The sequence below is a fragment of the Pseudoalteromonas lipolytica genome (assembly GCF_003515105.1).
GTDB classification, from domain to species: Bacteria; Pseudomonadota; Gammaproteobacteria; order Enterobacterales; family Alteromonadaceae; genus Pseudoalteromonas; species Pseudoalteromonas lipolytica.
The window spans coordinates 305,608-323,263 of the sequence record NZ_CP032091.1 but is presented as its reverse complement, the minus strand read 5'-3'; the positions used below and the strand labels follow the sequence as shown (position 1 = coordinate 323,263).

The following is a 17,656-nucleotide window of genomic DNA, read 5'->3' as shown; positions in this document are numbered from 1 at the left end:
TTTGCTAAGCAAAACGCCTACAAAATACTGATCCTTTCTATTAATATCATTGTCAGCGTCAATTTAATAGATCGAATTTTCTAACATGTTCGTAAAAAAGAATAACCAATATATAAACATAAAAGCGTAATAATTATGCAGCTTAGCCTTAACAAACCATATTTTATCCATTCAATTGGTAAAATGGACTTACCAATATTTTAGGCAAAATCCGTGTAAATAAAGGCGTGTTCAAAAAACAGTTGGTAAAGCTTTTAGATGTTGAATTATGTCTTTCGTTTTTAGTTTAAGAATAAAAAACGGCCCATTCTTAAGCGATTTTTTTATGTTGAACGAGAAAAAATATTTTTTAAAAAATTTAGAATCGAGCTAAAAATGCAACTAATTATTTTATCTGGCGCAAGCAGTGATATCGCAAAAGCCTACTTTAATGAGCTACACAATGAATTAACCGATGCCATCATTGTGACTCTGAGCAGAAGTGATTTTGACAATAGTTTTAATAGCACAACTCAACATAATGTGCGCCATCAGCACTTTATCACTGATTACAGTGATGCCAGTTTAGCCGCTGTGGCAACTGAGCTTGCACGCTACGACATCCCGTTGTCGCAACTGATGATATTCAATGGCATGTTGCATAATTCGGATCATGCTCCAGAGCGTAAATTATCAGACATATCGCAAGCACACTTCATCGACAGTATGAAAACGAATGCTTTATTACCGATTGCTTGCGTTAATGCTTTTGTACCTTTGCTTAACCGTAAAACACCGAGTGTTATCTGTGCACTGAGTGCCCGTGTCGGCAGCATTTCTGATAATAAACTGGGTGGCTGGTACAGTTATCGTGCCTCAAAGGCTGCACTTAACATGCTATTTAAATCGGCTGCGATTGAGATTAAACGTCGTTTTCAACATAACCACTGTGTGCTGTTTCATCCTGGCACAACAGACACACCTTTATCTAAACCTTTTCAAGCCAATGTCCCAGCAGATAAGCTTTTTACACCAGAATTTGTTGCTAAGCAGCTTTATAAGTTTGTTGCAGATACTCATTTTTTATCTCAGTTAGATAATCCTGCTTACATTGATTGGCAGGGAAAAACCATTGATTGGTAACAAGGAAAATTATGTACTTTTCAAAAAACACCATTGAAAATTTAGACAGTCGATACCGAGCCCATTTCATTAATAGTTTATCGGGGTTCAAAAGTGCTAATTTAATTGGCACACAAGATAATCAAGGGCATACAAATTTAGCCATTGTCAGCTCAGTGTTTCATTTAGGCGCACACCCGCCGTTGGTAGGCATGATAATCCGTCCACATTCTGTACCTAGACATACATTAGAAAACATTTTAGAGACGGGGTTTTATACGATTAACCACGTTAATAAAACAATTTATCAACAGGCACACCAAACATCTGCACGCTATGATAAAGCGGAATCTGAGTTTATTGCGACGGGTTTAGAAGCAGAATATCTCGCTGACTTCAAAGCCCCTTACGTGAAAGACAGCCGGCTTAAATATGGCGTTGAGTTAAAAGAGCACCACCACCTTGAAATCAATGGCACCGAACTCATTATTGGTGAAATTACTGCTATTCATCTTGATGAGCACAGTATAGACAACGATGGGTTTGTCGATATCGAATCGTTAGAGACCGTCGCAGTAAGCGGGCTCGACAGTTATCACACGACTGAACGACTTGCCCGCTTAGCGTACGCTAAAAAATAGTGGCTTAGATAATAAATGGCTTAGGTGCGTGCGTTAATACTTCGTAACCTGTGTCAGTAACGACGATATCGTCTTCTAAACGCACCCCACCATAACCTGGTATATAGATGCCAGGTTCTATGGTTATCACATTACCAACCTCAAGGGTGTAATCAGTCAAGGTATTAATAAAAGGCACTTCATGTAAGAAAAGCCCTAGCCCATGCCCGAGTCCTTTACCTGCATACTCTCCATATCCTGCATCATCCAATACTTGCTGTGATGCCGCATTTAACGCCAAACAGTTGATACCGGGCTTAACAAGCGCAAGTGATGCTTGTTGCGCTTCTTCGACAGCTTTGTAAATCGATATTTGTTTATCAGATGCCTCACCTAGTATATAGCTTCGTGTCATATCGGAGCGGTAGCCGTTCACCACAGCCCCAAAATCAAGGGTGATAAAGTCGCCGTGTTTTAACACCTGTGAAGACGGATTACCATGCGGCAGCGCTGTTCGTTCAGCAAATAGCATAATAGTAGCAAAAGACATGCCTTCGGATCCTAGCTTTTGCATTCGGTATTCAAGTTCTAAGGCTAAATCACGCTCAGTAACCCCTTCTTTGAAGTAAGGTAAAGTCTCTGCCAAAGCCTGATCCGCGATAGCTGCAGCCGCTTTAATCTGCTCAACTTCCCAAGCATCTTTAACACGTCTTTGCTGTTCTATAAGACCAGTAACCGGGGCTAAGGTGTGATTACTTAGCGCTTTTTCTACATCTTGCCATACTGCTACTGTGATATAACTTGCATCAAAAGCAACATGACTTTTAGCAGCTAAATGACGGTTGATGCAGTCACCAAGACTTTCAGTATCACGGTCGCGGCACACCACATCAAACCCCGAAGTCTCTGCAATAGCACGCTGATGGTAGCGATAATCGGTTATCAGTATACAGTCGTTCTTTGTGATCAATGCGTAGGCGGCATTGCCACTAAAACCACTTAAGTAACGAATATTTTCATGACCAAGAACTAACATGGCGCTATAGCCTTGCTGTTCGAGTCGGGCTTTAAATTCAGCTTGTCTTTGTAGGTAGTTTGCTTGCATCATCACTCCTTATTTTTTGCGCATGCTAGCAGCATTCGATTTAAAAACGAATTAGATGCGATTAGTCGCAGTGAATTTGCATCCCGTTACACACTCAGGTCACAATGTGAAAAAACCAAGGAGTAAACAATGACAACATATGGCATCGGTATTCAGTCACCAGAGCAAGCTCTGGCTTCTTTATCAGATATGACAACAGATTTAACCCCGATACAAAGTAATGAATTTTTAGCCCGTATCAGCGCAGCGCAAGCCTATATGCAAGCCAATAATATAGACGCAATTTATCTGAATGCAGGAACCAACCTTGCTTATTTTACTGGAATGCGTTGGTATGCAAGTGAACGTTTAGTTGGCGCTATTTTACCTGCGAAAGGCAATGTTGAATACATCGCCCCTTATTTTGAAATTGGTAGTTTAAATGATTTTATGGTGATTGACGGTCCAATACGCGGCTGGCAAGAGCATGAAAATCCGTACCAATTGTGTGTTGATGTACTGTGTGAAATGGGTATCGATAAAAATGCTACGATTGGTATAGATGAAAGCGCGCAATTCTTTATTTATGATGGGATAAATAAAGCCAACAGCCATTACAACATCATTAATGCCCAATGTGTTACAGCGCATTGCCGTATGCATAAATCAGCGAATGAGCTTGCTCTTATGCAACGTGCTATGGATATGACTCTTGAAGTTCATAAAGCCACTGCAAGTATGCTCTACGAAGGGATAACAACCACCGAAGTCGAAGCCTTTATTAAAAAAGCACACCAAAAAGTAGGCGCACCAGGAAACTATTTCTGCATTGTATTATTTGGTGTAGCGTCGTCTTTCCCGCATGGTGTAAAGAACCCACAAACCCTTAAAAAAGGGGATGTGGTGTTGATTGATACAGGTTGTAAAGTACATGATTACTTATCTGATATTACACGTACTTATGTCTTTGGAGATGCAACTGTACGCCAACGTGAGTTCTGGCAACATGAAAAAAATGCACAATTAGCTGCATTCAACGCCGCTAAAATTGGTGCTAGTTGCGGCTCGGTTGATGATGCTGCACGGCAATATCTCGCAGCTAATGGTATGGGCCCAGACTATCAAACACCAGGATGTCCTCACAGAACAGGTCATGGCATTGGTTTAGATATTCATGAATGGCCTTATTTAGTTGGGGGTAATACAACTAAACTTGCTAAGGGTATGTGCTTTAGTAACGAGCCAATGATTGTTGTTCCTGACGAATTTGGTATTCGATTAGAAGATCACTTTTACATGACAGAATCGGGCCCATGTTGGTTTACAGAACCGGCACACAGCATTGATGACCCGTTTGGCATAGGTAAATAAGTTTTATTCAGGCCACTGTATTGTGGCCTGCCTCTTTCCCTGTCTTTATGCGCTTCACATATTACATTAGTTCACAATACGCTTACTTTTCGGTCACCTTTTTTGTCTAAGCCATGGTATTATTTCAAGAATTTTACCTATAAAAATATTATGGAGAATAAATGGGTTTGCATTTTAAAGTTCCCCACACGCTAATTTTACTACTCAGTATGATGGTCATTGCTTTAATCGCAACATGGCTCGTACCACAGGGTTTCTTCAGCACAACACTCAGTGACTCAGGCCGAGAAATGGTCGTTGCGGGTACTTATCAAACAGTATCAGAACGTCACTATTTAACTCCTTGGGATTTATTACAAGCAATTCCTCGCGCTTTTGCCGCGGCACAAGATGTAATTTTCTTTGTATTAATCGTCGGGGGTGTATTAGCCATAGCACGCGCAACAGGTACTGTTGATGCACTAATCGGTCGCTTACTTGAGCGCCACGGTGAAAAACCACAGCGTTTAATATTTATGGTGGTATTTTGCTTTGCACTTGCATCGAGCAGTATTGGTACTGCAGGTGAGTACATCCCGTTTGTTATTATTTTAGTTGCGCTGTGTAAAGCAATGCGCCTCGATGCGATGACCGCAGTCGGTATGATAGTCGCAGGCTATGGTATTGGGTATGGTGTATCGGCATTTAACCCCTTCACCGTATTAATAGCACAACAAATTGCAGGTATTCCTGTTTACTCTGGCCTATGGTTACGTTTAGCCATCTTCATTCCATTTGTTCTTATCGGTTTTCATCATGTTTGGAAATACACCAAAATGGTGGCCAATGATCCGTCTAAGTCGATGATGATAGGTGTACCTTGCCCGCTTGAAAATCAAACGGCTGCAAGTTATCCAACACTTGCTCTTCGCCATAAACTTATTTTAGGTAGCTTTATTATTACCCTTGCAATTGCAGTATGGGGTATCGCATCAAAAGGATGGTATTTATATGAGCTAGGTGGTGTTTTTATCGCATGGGGTGTCGTTGTAGCCATTTTAGGCAAGTTATCTGCTGATGAAGCGGCCAATAAATTTATTGAGGGGGTGTCAGACCTAGTAACAACCGCAATTTTGATTGGTGTTGCAAGGGGTATTGCGCTGATTTTAGAGGATGGTCAGATTCTGCATAGTTTAGTGCATGGCATGTCGTTACCGTTGTCTTATGTATCTGCCGAAATATCAGCGATTGGCATGTTAGTGATTCAAACTGTATTAAATACATTTATTCCATCAGGTTCTGGTCAAGCTTATGTCACGATGCCACTAATGGCACCACTAGGAGATTTAGTCGGTGTGCCACGTCAAGTTGCAGTACTTGCTTACCAATTTGGTGATGGGTTCTCAAATATGATCATTCCTACCAATGCCGTACTTATGGGTATTTTAGGTATGGCTGGCGTACCCTACGGCCATTGGTTTAGATTCTGTTTACCACTGCTTATCAAACTAATGGCTGCCGCATCAATAGTACTGGTAATCGCAGTTATGTTTGGTTATGGGCTAGATGTGCAACCCACACTAAATTAAGCTAGTTGATATTAAAAAAGCGCCCTAGGCGCTTTTTTTACATGTTTTGAGTTCTTTGTAACAACACATTTTTGGATAAAATGGAGTTGGAGTCAAAGGACAAGCCTGTGCCAAAACCTGACCATAAGCCGCAACTCGCTTCTGCCCCAAGACGTGTTTAGGAGAATTTCTAAAAATAGTGAACTTCGGCCGTTCACAATTGCTTTTCTATTTCGTCAAGGTATATTGCTTGCATAGTCAGGAAAGCAACACAATCGCTCGTTTTTGTCCTGAGGCAAAAGCTAGGACTACTGCATTTTAGTAGTAATGGCAATTAGTTAAGAAGTTTGCTACAAATGAGTCATTCAGAAAAACGAGCGACGCTGTGGTAGAAATACGTACGATTCGCTCGCTATAAACATGTTGGAAATACATAGAGTTGGGTGTCTTGGGCAAATTAATTATTAAAATTATAAAAGTATTTCTTCTTTTGTTGATTGCTGCCGCTGTTATTGTTGGAACGTATTTGGGGTATCTGGAATACGAAAAATCGCAAAAATTAAAAGCTGAATTAAATTATAAATCAGAACATGAATGGGTATGGCACAATGAATACAGACGAATTCAAATAAGGTATGTTGATGCTCTAGGCAGAAGTATACTCCGTAAAGTCTACAAGACTGAAGATCATGTTATTTATGCGTATAAAAATGATGACTATTCTCTTAGTGCTGCAGTTTTATTTTTTACCCCATGTGAGCCGGAAAGTGAAATAATAACATCGCAAAAATTTGTTTCGGGAAAACCGAAAACACTTGTCTGCAACCCAGACGGTGAAGCTCTTAGTTTCAGTGTTACTTGGTCAGATAAGAGTAGTGATAAGCTTTGGGAAGAACAACTTGATGGCTTTAATTTAAGCGTTGACTTTTCTGATTGGGATTTTACCAAACTAGACCAAGAGATTACATTATCAAAGGCTAAGTCGAAAAGTACTCCTAACAAGTCAATTAAGCAGGACTAAAATCAGTTGGCTATGCTAGTACCTCGCTGATTTTAAACAACAATTTTAGACTCTTGTTGGGGCGTTATGTAGCAGGTGAATAATTGAGTCAGCAGTGCAAAAAATGTGATAGTAAGATCAATCCTATAGAAGTTAAGGTGTCAGGCAATTATTCACATTTTAAATGCCCTGTTTGTGGTGCAGATGTATCAAGCAGTAGAGGAAAAGGTGTTCTCGCTCTAATTGGTATTGGTTTAATTGCTTGGGCTTTAGCCTGTGCTTATCACCATTTGGCTGGCTAAATTGAAGCCCTGACAGTTTAGCTACATAACAAGGTAAATCAATAAGGACAAAAAACAGGTGGCTTTTTCTACTTCGTCGCTATTAGAGCCAACTATATTTTCCCATTAACAGGGCTTTACGAATGACAGTAGTTGGCACACAACTGCTCATCGTCTCAACACGTTTATGTCCAATAATGATTTAAATGCTAAGGCTTTAAACTTTAGGTTCTGTATAGCACTTTAATTACATGCCAACCAAAGCGGGTTTTCACTAAATGCGGTTCAAGGATTTCGCCGCCAAATGCAACTTTGTCAAACTGCGGTACCATTTGCCCGCGTCTAAATTCGCCTAAATCCCCACCTTTTTTACCTGACGGACACGTTGAATATTTTTTAGCGAGGGTCTGGAACTTAGCCCCTTTTTTAAGTTGCTTAATGATATCTTCAGCTTGCTCTTTATGTTTAACTAAAATATGCAATGCATGTGCTGTATTGGCCATGGGGTATCTCGAAAATTAAAACGCAGATATTTTATCACGACAAACTAAACTGAGCCACTGCGGCTATTTCTGTTTGCTTATTGCCGGTAAGAACCCTTTAATCAAACAAAATTGCGCTAAATAATAACTACACATGATTGCGATATCTGCATGCACAATTTCAAAATAAAAACGATTAAGGCCAAGAATAGAGTCTGATACAACAAACACTGCCCCACCTAAGACTAAAAAACCGTTCGATTTATCCGTCATCCAAGTAAGGCTTGCCATTATGGTGAGCACCAACATATAAAAAAGCACGGGAATGAGTATGTCATTCAGGTTTGGATAGAATAAGCAAAAAACGATGATTGCAAAAAAGAGATAAAGTAATACGACTTCTATTCGCCAGTGTTTAATTGGTAACATGGTAATGATATAAAAAGCGTGACTTACAAAGAATGCCGCTAAACCGCCTATAAAAAGCTGCCCTGTATCAAGGGCTAGTAGCACATCACCTAGTGTCGAAAAGCTAAGTGCTAATAATAGCGTGATCAAAATGCGATTTTGTATCTGATTGCGTGCTTTTAACACCATCACAATCAACACACCGATAGGCAATGCTTTAAATACCGCCATAGAGGGTTGAGATAATGCAGGCATAAATAGCAGTAAAGCAATGTAAAACGTGCAAAGGATTAGAAAGAGAATGTTCATATTCTTATTATTTTTGTTTGTTCCCAATAATGAGAATAGCAAGCTTTACTTTAAATGTTTATAAAAAATGCTGCTTTTGTTTTTCGCTCAGTAACTTACACTGAGTTTGTTTACCAAAAATACGATAGCGATTACGACCTACCCAATCATAAATATGATCGCGAAAGCCCTTTGGGAGCAGATAAAACACTTTAGCAATTGAGAATGGAAACCCTAATTCATTTGCGATAAATAACACAGCATCACTTTGTTTATATAGCTGGTTTTTATCAATCACTAACATTGAGGAAAGAGGATCTTTAACTTCATGCGCTTTTAATAAACGCTCACCTTTATCGCTTTGCATTGGGCATAACTTAAAGGTTATCTGTTTATCAAAGCGAAGAATAAAACGTACACAAAAATGGCACAGATTACACTGACCATCAAACAAAATGACTGGGCAGTGAGTATGCAAGTTTAACCACTTACTTGCACAACTTGTTTCCCAGTGAAGCCACCAGCAAGTTGTTTATTCAGTGCATCAGAAACCGCTTGGGCACTAAAGTCAACGGCATGGATTTGTGGCAGTTTTATCTCACCACGCGCTGCATTATCGAGTAATAAATTGCCCATAAAACTTAACTTTTGCTGTGCACATAAGCTATTAGCAAGCCAAGCCCCACCAAGCGACACAATACCAATATTAGGTGCGCGTCTGAACATCAGTTCTTGTTCGAATTTCGGGAGTTCGTTTAAGCATGCAATATGGCCACAAAAGCGCATTAGTTCAACGTTACGAATGGTAGTATCACCACCAATACAATCAAGCACAGCATCAAAGCCTTGCGGCCCTAGTTCACGACGAATTTTATCTTCAAGTTTAGGGTCTTTATAATCAAACACGACATCTGCACCTAATTGCTTAAGTAACTTATGATTGTGTTTGCTGGCGGTGGTAAACACCGTTGCACCACGTTGCTTAGCAAATTGAATAGCAAATTGGCCAACTCCGCCAGCACCAGCATCAATAAACAGTGAATCCCCTTCGCTCAGTTGCAACTTATCAAGGGCAATTAATGCCGTCATACCTGAACAAGGTAAGGTTGCAGCGTCTGCAGGTGATACGTTATCTGGCACAACCGATACAGCATAGTTTGGCACCGTTGTGTATTCAGATAACACACCTTGGTCGCCAAGACTGGCGTGCCATACAACGCGTGCACCAACACCAGGGAATACACCTTTATTTGCCTGAACAACCACCCCAACAGCATCATGGCCTAATACATGCGGGTAATGCCATTTACAAAAACCTTGTTTTGCAAAATTAGCATCAACATGGTTTAAGCCCACATATTCAACTTTAATCAAAAGTTCGTTCCCTTCAGGACTCGGTACTGGCACAGAAAGCTCAGATAACGTAATAGCGTCATTGGGCTCAACCACTGCTAGCGCGCGCATTGTTGACGGAAGATCTGTAGTTTGTTGAATATGTGACATTTAATACTCTGGGTTAAAGATTGTTAAGTTCAAAGCTCCAACGACCGTTAAACACGTTATATGCGCTTACCTTGGCCTGGACAGATGCAATAGTTGAATCAACAGCATTTTCTTGCGCTATTAAAACATCCTGTCTCGCATCTAACAACTCTAAGTAAGGAATTTGTCCTTCTTCATACATAGCGTGAGCTTGTTCAAATGCTTTATTCGCATAATTAAAACGCTGATTAGCAAAATCAAGTTGTTGCTGTTGTTTGACTAAGCGTTGCAAGGTAAGTTCACTTTCGCTTATCGCTTTTAGTACTTTACTTTGATAGTCGCTGTAAGCCGCTTCGCTTAAAAATTGCTGTGCGTCTCGTTGAGCCAATAATGCAGGATAGCTGAGTAATGACCATTCAACTTTTGGCGTCACTTGCCATTGTTGCACGGTATCGTCTAAACCATTACTGGTTAAACTCACCACACCTGCAAACCCTGCTAGGCTAATATCAGGCAGAAGCGCTTTAGAGGCTGCCACACTGAGTGAATAAGCTTGACTGAACTGATACAAGGCACTGGTAATATCCGGTCTGAGTGCCATTGCTTCACTCGCTTTATAAAACGACACGCTAAAATCGCGGCTCAATAATTCAGACTCTTCAATCAGCGTTATGTCGCTTGCAAGTCGGCCAGTTAGCACCGCAAGGGTTGCTAAGTCGCGATATTGCAAGTAACTAAGCTCAGGAATAAGCGCTTGTTGCTGCTTTAACTGAGCAAGGGTACGATTAAGGTCCAACTCATTGGCAACGCCCTCTTCAACTCTTGCTCTCAGCACATCAATACTTTGCTCTAACGCCTCGATTTGCATCTCAATAATCGCTTGTTTTTGCACATTACCTTGATAGCTTACATAGCCTTGCACTACCGCTGAAACCACTTCAACCTGCAATGCCCTTAACTGCTCGGCTTGATTTAGTGCGCCAGCATTCGCAGCATCCACTAAAGCTGTAATTCGACCAAATAAGTCAAGCTGCCAATTTACATTAACACCCGCGTTTGATTGGCGCGTAATAGCGCCATCTAAGCTACTGCGTTGTGCGATTACGCTTAAGCTGCCCTGCGGATAATAATCCGCACGGGCTGCACCTAAACGAGCTATGGCTGCATCAAGTTGAAGTTGGCTGGTTTTTAAGTCGTGATTCATTGCTAATGCATCAGTCACTAAATTGTCTAACTGCGCTGAATCTAAACGACGCCACCAGTTATTCTCGCTCGCACCTTCGTTTTGTGCACCAATTTGTGTATCACTGACAAATTGTGTCAGGCTAACTTGCTGCTCTTGTATGTCTACGCTTTGTGCGCAGCCTGCCAATACACCGGCTAACAGCATTGCACTTACAAGTTTGCCTTTTTTAATGATTACATCAAAAGGCTTATGCATCGTGTTGCTCCTTCTGCGATTTTTTCGTTACTAACATATAAAACACCGGGGTAAACAATAAGCCAAACACGGTTACACCAATCATGCCTGAGAATACCGCGTTCCCCATAGCGTGACGCATCTCAGCACCTGCACCAGTGGCAAGAACAAGAGGTACAACACCTGCCGTAAAAGCAATTGATGTCATTAGAATTGGGCGAAGTCGTAAGCGACACGCTTTAATAATGGCTTCAAGATGAGACATTCCCGTTTTATGCTGATCTCGTGCAAACTCAACCATTAAAATGGCGTTTTTACTTGCTAGCGCAACCAGTACGATTAGTGCGATTTGTGTGAAGATATTGTTGTCATCACCCACAAACCACACACCTAACAAGGCCGAGAAAATAGTCATAGGCACAATCAGAATAATAGCAAGTGGTAATCTCAAGCTCTCGTACTGCGCCGCAAGTACCATGAACACAAGCAATACAACAAGTGGGAAAACATACACCATGGTGTTACCCGCTAATATTTGCTGATAGGTTACTTCTGTCCATTCAAACTCAATCCCATTGGGGAGTGTGTCTGCAAGGATTGCTTCAATAGCTTGCTGTGCTTGGCCTGAGCTATAACCTGGTGCTGGGCTACCATTTAGTTCAGCTGTAGGATAACCGTTATAGTGCATCACACGATCTGGGCCTGTTGTTGGTGTGACCGTTAATACAGAACCTAATGGCACCATCTCACCCATACGGTTACGTACTTTTAGATTCAAAATTTGCTCTGGATCTTGACGGTAATCAGCATCAGCTTGCGCATTTACCTGATAAGTACGACCAAACAAGTTAAAGTCATTCACATACACAGAACCTAAATAGACTTGTAAGGCATTAAATACTTCATCAAGAGGAATGCCTTGAATAAGCGCTTGCTCTCGGTCAATGTCGATATCCATTTGTGGCACTTGAATTCTAAAGCTAGAGTAAAGTCCCATTAATGCAGGGTCTTGCTGCGCTTTAGTAATGGTTGCTTGTAAACTGTTAAAGAGTGCTTCAAAGCCTTTGTTAGCACGGTCTTCAATTTGCAGTTTAAAGCCGCCAGTAGTCCCTAAACCTTGAATTGGCGGTGGCGGGAACACCGCGACAAACGCTTCATCAATAGCGGCAAATTTTTGATTTAACTGCGCCGCTATCGCCATTGCAGACATACTCGGGTCTTGACGCTCTTCAAAAGGTGCAAGCGGAGTAAACACAATGCCGCTATTTGGGCTATTGGTGAAACCATTTACAGATAAACCAGGAAACGACACAGTGTTTGCAACACCGGGGACTTGTAGTGCAATTTTTTCCATTTCTTGCACGACTTCTTGGGTTCTGTCTAAGCTTGCCGCATCAGGTAACTGTGCAACAGCCACTAAATATTGCTTGTCTTGCTGTGGAATAAAGCCACCCGGAACAGCATCAAACAATTTAACGGTGCCACCAACAAGCGCAACATAAGCAACTAATACAATCACACTCATACGAATAAGCTTTTGCACGAGTTTTTCGAAGCCATTGGCGCCTTTATCAAACACGCGGTTAAAGGGTTTAAATAGCCAGTTGCCAAATAGGCGGTTTAATAACTTAGTTAAACGGTCTGGTTTTGCATCATGGCCTTTTAATAATAACGCCGATAACGCAGGCGATAATGTTAACGAGTTAAATGCTGAGATAACCGTTGAAATAGTAATAGTGAGTGCAAATTGCTTATAAAACTGACCCGATAAACCAGTAATAAAAGCCGTAGGAATAAATACCGCGCACAATACTAACGCAATAGCGATAATTGGCCCGGTTACTTCTGTCATCGCAACACGAGTTGCTTCTAGTGGTGATAAGCCCTGTTCGATATTTCGTTCAACGTTTTCAACCACAACAATGGCATCATCGACAACAATACCAATTGCGAGTACGAGCCCAAATAACGATAAGGTATTAATAGATACGCCTAACCATTGCATTACCGCAAACGTACCAATCAAAGATACTGGCACAGCAATCAGTGGGATAACCGATGCACGCCATGTTTGTAAAAACACCACCACAACAATAACAACTAACGCGATTGCTTCTAAAAGCGTTTTAATTACAGCATCAATCGAGCCGCGTACGAAAATAGTGGGGTCATAAACAATGTCGTATTCTACTCCTGATGGAAAGTCTTTAGCTAACACCTTCATGGTTTCACGCACTTGATCAGAAAGCTCAATCGCATTAGAACCGGGGCGTTGGAATACGGGCATAGCAAGGGCTGGTTGACCATCTAGCATCGCTCTTAGTGCATACGTGTCTTGGCCAAGCTCAAGGCGTGCAACATCACTTAGGCGTGTAAGCTGACCTTGTTCACCGACTTTAATGATCACATTTTCAAATTCTTCTTGTGAGCTTAAGCGCCCTTTTACATTCATTAGAATTTGGAATTGGTTACTTTTCGACGTAGGTTGTGCACCCAAGCTACCCGCAGCAACTTGTTGGTTTTGCGCACGCAATGCATTTACTACATCCATTGCCGTTAATTCGCGTGCCGATAGCGCATCTGGATTTAGCCAAACGCGCATCGAGTATTGGCCACCACCGAACATACGTACGTCACCCACTCCCGGAAGACGTGCAATTTGGTCTTTGATATACAAGTCAGCATAGTTCGCTAAGTAGGTCGTATCGTGCGTTTTTTCAGGCGAGTATAAATGCACCACCATGGTTAAATCGGGTGATGATTTTTCGGCTACGACACCTAAACGCTGAACTTCTTGTGGTAATCGCGGTAGTGCACTATTTACACGATTTTGCACTTGTACTTGTGCACGGTCTAAATCAGTACCTAACGCAAACGTTACCGTTAGTGTCATGCGGCCATCACTGGTTGCTTGCGAAAACATATACAACATGTTTTCGGTACCATTGATTTCTTGCTCAAGCGGAGTCGCCACTGTTTCAGCAATCACCGTTGGGTTTGCACCCGGGTAACTTGCCGTCACAACAACCGTTGGCGGCACCACTTCTGGATACTCACTGACTGGCAATTGAAATAACGAGATGGCCCCTGCGATAAGAAAGATAAGCGACAGCATCGCAGCAAAGATGGGTCGCTGAATAAAAAAGTGTGAAAATTTCATTTTGCCCTACTGTTTTGCGACCAAGTCTGAATTTGTACTGGAAAGAGTGAATGCTATTCCGTCGCTGTTAATGGTGATGGTGTTTGGTGAGATAGGCATACCAGGACCTACACGAGCAGGGCCATTGACGGCTATCACATCACTTTCATTTAAGCCTGATGTAATCGCGCGTAGGCTGCCGTAACGCTCGCCCACCGTCACTAATTTATATTCAAGAACATTGCCTTCACCCACAGTGAGTACAAAACGGTTCTTTAAATCTGTACCAATTGCGCGCTCTGGCACGATAACTTTTTCGCTTACTTTATTGGCTGCAAGCTTAATACGAGCAAATGACCCCGCACGCAGTTGTTGCTCATCGTTTTCAAACACGGCACGAACGCGAAGAGTACCGGTAGTTTCGTTAATTTGATTATCAATGAAATTAATTTTGCCATTAAAGTTAAAGCTCGTTTCGCCCACTTTTTGCATCACGACCGCTTGCTCGCTTTGCGCTGTAACATCAGAAAATGACTGATTCCACGTGCGCTCATCAATATCAAAGTAAGCATACATTTGCTGGTTTGAAACAATGCGTGTTAACACACTTTGACCGGCAAGTACGTTGTTACCTTTGGTGATATTTGCTCGCGATACTACGCCATCAATGGGTGAACGAACTTGGGTAAATGCTAAATCAAGCTTAGCTGCACTCAGTTCTGCCTGAAGAGCTAGCAATTGCGCTTCGCGTTGTCTAAGGGTTGATTTACGAGACTCTGCTTGCTCAATTGAAATAGCTTTTCGTTCTGTTAAGCGCTCAGCTCGTTTTGCTTCACTTTTAGCTTGCTCAAGTGCTGCCTTGGCGCTTTCAATTTGCGCTTTTAAGCTATCAACCACCGCAGCAAAAGGGCGTGCATCAAGCGTGAAAAGCAAATCGCCTTCTTTAACGCTGTCACCTTCTTTAAAGTTAATTTTATCGATCACACCCGAAACACGTGGCATGAGCGCAACTTCTTGCGGTGCTTCTAAACGTGTTGTATAGGTGTGCCAATTTTGTACTGGCTTAACGAGTACTTGTGCTACATCAATAGGTTGTAAATGCTGTTGCTGCGCTGCTTGGTTGGCTTCTGTGCCACACCCTGCAAGCGTTAAGCTCGCAATGGCCACTGCCACTGCAAGAATAGATTTGTTCATCACGACTCTCCTGTTTATAGATTGGAGACAATGTTACGGCACTAATTAGATGACAAAAATGATAGATTTCTAAATTCTTTAATGCCAAAATGGCATCAATAATGTTTTAGGAACTGCTATGGATACCACCAGCCGCCTGTTAATGCTACTTGAGGTAATAGAACGAGGCTCGTTTGCAAAAGCCGCTGAATCGAGAAACATCGACCGCTCAGTTATCTCTAAACAAATTAGCCGCCTAGAAGACGAGTTAGGTGTTCGCTTGCTTAATAGAACCACGCGCTCGTTTTCATTAACTGCAGCAGGGGCTGAAATGATCAAAAAAGCCGCTGAACTCAGAGATCTCTTAAATGAAACAGTGCGACTAGCTGAAAACTATCACCAAGAACCGCGAGGAACCCTTAAAATCACTTCCTCAAGTATTCTTGGCAAACGCTACATTCAACCGGTTATTAACGACTTTCAAAAACGTTTTCCGCAAGTAGAAGTGGAACTTCGTCTAGACGACAGATTAATTGATTTAGTGTCTGAGGGTTACGATCTCGCGTTTCGTGTTGGCGAACCAAAAGACTCCTCGTTCATCGCGCGTAAAATTGCACGTAACCGGATGTTGCTCTTAGCCTCGCCTGAGTTTATTGAAACCTACGGTATGCCAACATCTGTAGAAGATTTAAAAGAACTGCCAGCAGCCAGCTACACCAGTCCGAGTAAGCGTATAAGTGGTATTCGTTATCGCAATGCTAATGGCGATATTATCGAGCAAAATATTAAAAGTGTTTTCAGGGCTAATGACGCAGAAGTACTTCTTATGAAGGCTATTTCAGGAAACGCGTATGTGCTCGCTCCTGCCTTTATACTTGAAAATGAAGTAAAGCGAGGTGATTTAGTGCCTATTTTGACCAACATTGAATTACTTGATTACAGTGCGGTGTATGCTGTGTATCCACACAGAGACCTGCCAGTCAGAACACGCTTATTTTTTGATGCGATGCGTGAATACATAGGTAAAGATATCCCCATTTGGGAAGCAAATATCCCTAATTACGATGCCATGTATCAAAAAAATACTTAGCTTGCTTTATCTGTATCGCAAAACAGTTGAGTAATATTTAACTCATAGGCTGTAACAACACGATTACGTCCTTGCTGTTTTGCCTGATATAAGGCGTCATCAGCCCGTTTGATAAAGTTTTTAAGGGTTTGTTTTGGCATATAACACGCAACACCAATGCTAATGGTTACATTAATTGTGTGCTCATCTATTTGGTAGTCAATTGTGGCTAATTGCTCACGCAACATATCCGCAAATTCAAACGCACTCTGTGGGTCACTTGCAGGTAAAAAGATAGCAAATTCTTCGCCACCAATACGAAACACATAGCCTTTATTAAGCCGTTGCCTAAAGAAACTGGTGACCTCTATTAACACTCTATCGCCTACTTCATGACCGTACTGATCATTAATTTTTTTAAAGTAATCAAGGTCAAGCATTAACATAAACAAACCATTTTTATGAGTCAGCTCAACTTCGAAATAATGAGTCATTGCGAGTCGATTGCCAGCCCCTGTGAGAGGGTCTAACAAGGCTAAATTTTCAAGACGCTTTCCATATTCTGCACGGCTATTTTCAAAACTGTGCGACACAGCCCAAATGCTGATATAGACAAACGAGAGGTTGAGTAACGAATTAACAGAGTTTAACGGTACTAAGGTCTCTTTACTGAGTAAAGTAATGCCTTGGATGATGGCTATTCCAAACGAGAAAAATAGCCCATATCGCTTGCCTAATAACAAATAATACAAAATGGGCAGAGCGCACGTCCAAATAAATAGCAGGTTTTTAATATCACCAAAATGCGTACCAATAACAACAAGCAGACTCAAAAAAACGCACAGAGTGAGCGATTGCCACAGATGGCCGTAGTGTTGTCGTGTGTAAAAATAGGTGTGGAAACAAAAAACGGCAAAGAAAACTTCGAGTATGCCAAGCACAGCAAAGTCGTTATAGAGTAAATTATAAAAAGCGAATATTGTTGCAAGTACGCCCAAACAAAAGCTCATCCATTTAAGAACGTTATTTCGTAAAGCCTGAGTGCCTCTCAGCGCACCAATATCCATCAAGTTTCTCGCTTTGTTATGATTACTTGATTTTAGCGTGAAACAAATTAATTAGGAACATTTTATTAACAGTGAACAGCGTTAAGGTAAGCTCTTTACACTACATCCCTATTATTACTACACA

The 17,656-nt window shown here is 41.5% G+C and carries 15 protein-coding genes; 6 read left to right on the top strand and 9 right to left on the bottom strand.

What is annotated here, in order from left to right:
- The first annotated feature begins 375 nt into the window (after window positions 1-375).
- Both D0907_RS17760 and D0907_RS17755 read left to right on the top strand, forming a co-directional pair.
- On the top strand, window positions 376-1,122 hold the full coding sequence (locus D0907_RS17760) for an SDR family NAD(P)-dependent oxidoreductase (RefSeq protein ID WP_065979137.1): 747 nt from the start codon (window positions 376-378) through the stop codon (window positions 1,120-1,122).
- Window positions 1,123-1,133: 11 nt separating this feature from the next.
- The gene (locus tag D0907_RS17755) at window positions 1,134-1,742 is read left to right on the top strand and encodes a flavin reductase family protein (protein WP_065979136.1); all 609 of its coding nucleotides are present in this window, start codon (window positions 1,134-1,136) and stop codon (window positions 1,740-1,742) included.
- A 4-nt stretch (window positions 1,743-1,746) separates the two neighbouring features.
- Here the strand turns inward: D0907_RS17755 and D0907_RS17750 are convergent, their stop codons facing one another.
- Complete coding sequence (locus D0907_RS17750) at window positions 1,747-2,826, bottom strand: M24 family metallopeptidase (protein ID WP_065979135.1); 1,080 nt, start codon at window positions 2,824-2,826, stop codon at window positions 1,747-1,749.
- A gap of 129 nt (window positions 2,827-2,955) precedes the next feature.
- On the opposite strand from D0907_RS17750, the gene D0907_RS17745 reads away from it, so the two are divergent.
- From D0907_RS17745 to D0907_RS17735, 3 genes are all read left to right on the top strand, one after another.
- A complete protein-coding gene (locus D0907_RS17745; protein ID WP_065979134.1) occupies window positions 2,956-4,176 on the top strand; it encodes a M24 family metallopeptidase in 1,221 nt (406 codons plus the stop codon).
- A gap of 161 nt (window positions 4,177-4,337) precedes the next feature.
- Window positions 4,338-5,744, top strand: a complete 1,407-nt coding sequence (locus D0907_RS17740) for a YfcC family protein (RefSeq protein ID WP_036972786.1) — start codon at window positions 4,338-4,340, stop codon at window positions 5,742-5,744.
- A gap of 427 nt (window positions 5,745-6,171) precedes the next feature.
- Window positions 6,172-6,744 (top strand): hypothetical protein, encoded by a 573-nt coding sequence (locus D0907_RS17735; RefSeq protein ID WP_143474468.1) that lies wholly within the window; start codon window positions 6,172-6,174, stop codon window positions 6,742-6,744.
- 484 nt (window positions 6,745-7,228) lie between these two features.
- Here the strand turns inward: D0907_RS17735 and ppiC are convergent, their stop codons facing one another.
- From ppiC to D0907_RS17700, 7 genes are all read right to left on the bottom strand, one after another.
- Complete coding sequence (ppiC, locus tag D0907_RS17730; protein WP_036972789.1) at window positions 7,229-7,507, bottom strand: peptidylprolyl isomerase PpiC; 279 nt, start codon at window positions 7,505-7,507, stop codon at window positions 7,229-7,231.
- 63 nt (window positions 7,508-7,570) lie between these two features.
- Window positions 7,571-8,149, bottom strand: coding sequence for a lysoplasmalogenase (locus D0907_RS17725; protein WP_162898069.1), 579 nt, complete (start codon window positions 8,147-8,149; stop codon window positions 7,571-7,573).
- A 112-nt stretch (window positions 8,150-8,261) separates the two neighbouring features.
- The gene (locus tag D0907_RS17720) at window positions 8,262-8,636 is read right to left on the bottom strand and encodes a thiol-disulfide oxidoreductase DCC family protein (protein ID WP_244223175.1); all 375 of its coding nucleotides are present in this window, start codon (window positions 8,634-8,636) and stop codon (window positions 8,262-8,264) included.
- Window positions 8,637-8,662: 26 nt separating this feature from the next.
- A complete protein-coding gene (locus D0907_RS17715) occupies window positions 8,663-9,685 on the bottom strand; it encodes a zinc-binding dehydrogenase (RefSeq protein WP_036972794.1) in 1,023 nt (340 codons plus the stop codon).
- 13 nt (window positions 9,686-9,698) lie between these two features.
- Window positions 9,699-11,105 carry a TolC family protein gene (locus D0907_RS17710; RefSeq protein WP_065979129.1) on the bottom strand — a complete coding sequence of 469 codons (1,407 nt, stop codon included), beginning with the start codon at window positions 11,103-11,105 and terminating at the stop codon, window positions 9,699-9,701.
- A complete protein-coding gene (locus tag D0907_RS17705; protein WP_118844947.1) occupies window positions 11,098-14,244 on the bottom strand; it encodes an efflux RND transporter permease subunit in 3,147 nt (1,048 codons plus the stop codon). The genes D0907_RS17710 and D0907_RS17705 overlap by 8 nt, the downstream gene beginning before the upstream one ends.
- Window positions 14,245-14,250: 6 nt before the next feature.
- Window positions 14,251-15,417, bottom strand: a complete 1,167-nt coding sequence (locus D0907_RS17700) for an efflux RND transporter periplasmic adaptor subunit (protein WP_118844946.1) — start codon at window positions 15,415-15,417, stop codon at window positions 14,251-14,253.
- Between the two features lie 118 nt (window positions 15,418-15,535).
- Here D0907_RS17700 and D0907_RS17695 point away from each other — a divergent pair, with 118 nt between their 5' ends.
- The gene (locus D0907_RS17695; RefSeq protein WP_065979126.1) at window positions 15,536-16,486 is read left to right on the top strand and encodes a LysR family transcriptional regulator; all 951 of its coding nucleotides are present in this window, start codon (window positions 15,536-15,538) and stop codon (window positions 16,484-16,486) included.
- On the opposite strand, the gene D0907_RS17690 is transcribed toward D0907_RS17695, so the two are convergent.
- Window positions 16,483-17,532: a GGDEF domain-containing protein gene (locus tag D0907_RS17690; protein ID WP_065979125.1), complete on the bottom strand. Its 1,050-nt coding sequence runs from the start codon at window positions 17,530-17,532 to the stop codon at window positions 16,483-16,485. The two genes, D0907_RS17695 and D0907_RS17690, sit on opposite strands and share 4 nt — an antisense overlap.
- Window positions 17,533-17,656 lie beyond the last annotated feature (124 nt).

Excerpts from the sequence above, each read along its gene's own strand:
- D0907_RS17760 (WP_065979137.1), top strand. The coding sequence starts at position 376 with ATGCAACTAATTATTTTATCTGGCGCAAGCAGTGATATCGCAAAAGCC.
- D0907_RS17755 (WP_065979136.1), top strand. The coding sequence starts at position 1,134 with ATGTACTTTTCAAAAAACACCATTGAAAATTTAGACAGTCGATACCGA.
- D0907_RS17750 (WP_065979135.1), bottom strand. The coding sequence starts at position 2,826 with ATGCAAGCAAACTACCTACAAAGACAAGCTGAATTTAAAGCCCGACTC.
- D0907_RS17745 (WP_065979134.1), top strand. The coding sequence starts at position 2,956 with ATGACAACATATGGCATCGGTATTCAGTCACCAGAGCAAGCTCTGGCT.
- D0907_RS17740 (WP_036972786.1), top strand. The coding sequence starts at position 4,338 with ATGGGTTTGCATTTTAAAGTTCCCCACACGCTAATTTTACTACTCAGT.
- ppiC (WP_036972789.1), bottom strand. The coding sequence starts at position 7,507 with ATGGCCAATACAGCACATGCATTGCATATTTTAGTTAAACATAAAGAG.
- D0907_RS17725 (WP_162898069.1), bottom strand. The coding sequence starts at position 8,149 with ATGCCTGCATTATCTCAACCCTCTATGGCGGTATTTAAAGCATTGCCT.
- D0907_RS17715 (WP_036972794.1), bottom strand. The coding sequence starts at position 9,685 with ATGTCACATATTCAACAAACTACAGATCTTCCGTCAACAATGCGCGCG.
- D0907_RS17710 (WP_065979129.1), bottom strand. The coding sequence starts at position 11,105 with ATGCATAAGCCTTTTGATGTAATCATTAAAAAAGGCAAACTTGTAAGT.
- D0907_RS17705 (WP_118844947.1), bottom strand. The coding sequence starts at position 14,244 with ATGAAATTTTCACACTTTTTTATTCAGCGACCCATCTTTGCTGCGATG.
- D0907_RS17700 (WP_118844946.1), bottom strand. The coding sequence starts at position 15,417 with ATGAACAAATCTATTCTTGCAGTGGCAGTGGCCATTGCGAGCTTAACG.
- D0907_RS17695 (WP_065979126.1), top strand. The coding sequence starts at position 15,536 with ATGGATACCACCAGCCGCCTGTTAATGCTACTTGAGGTAATAGAACGA.
- D0907_RS17690 (WP_065979125.1), bottom strand. The coding sequence starts at position 17,532 with ATGGATATTGGTGCGCTGAGAGGCACTCAGGCTTTACGAAATAACGTT.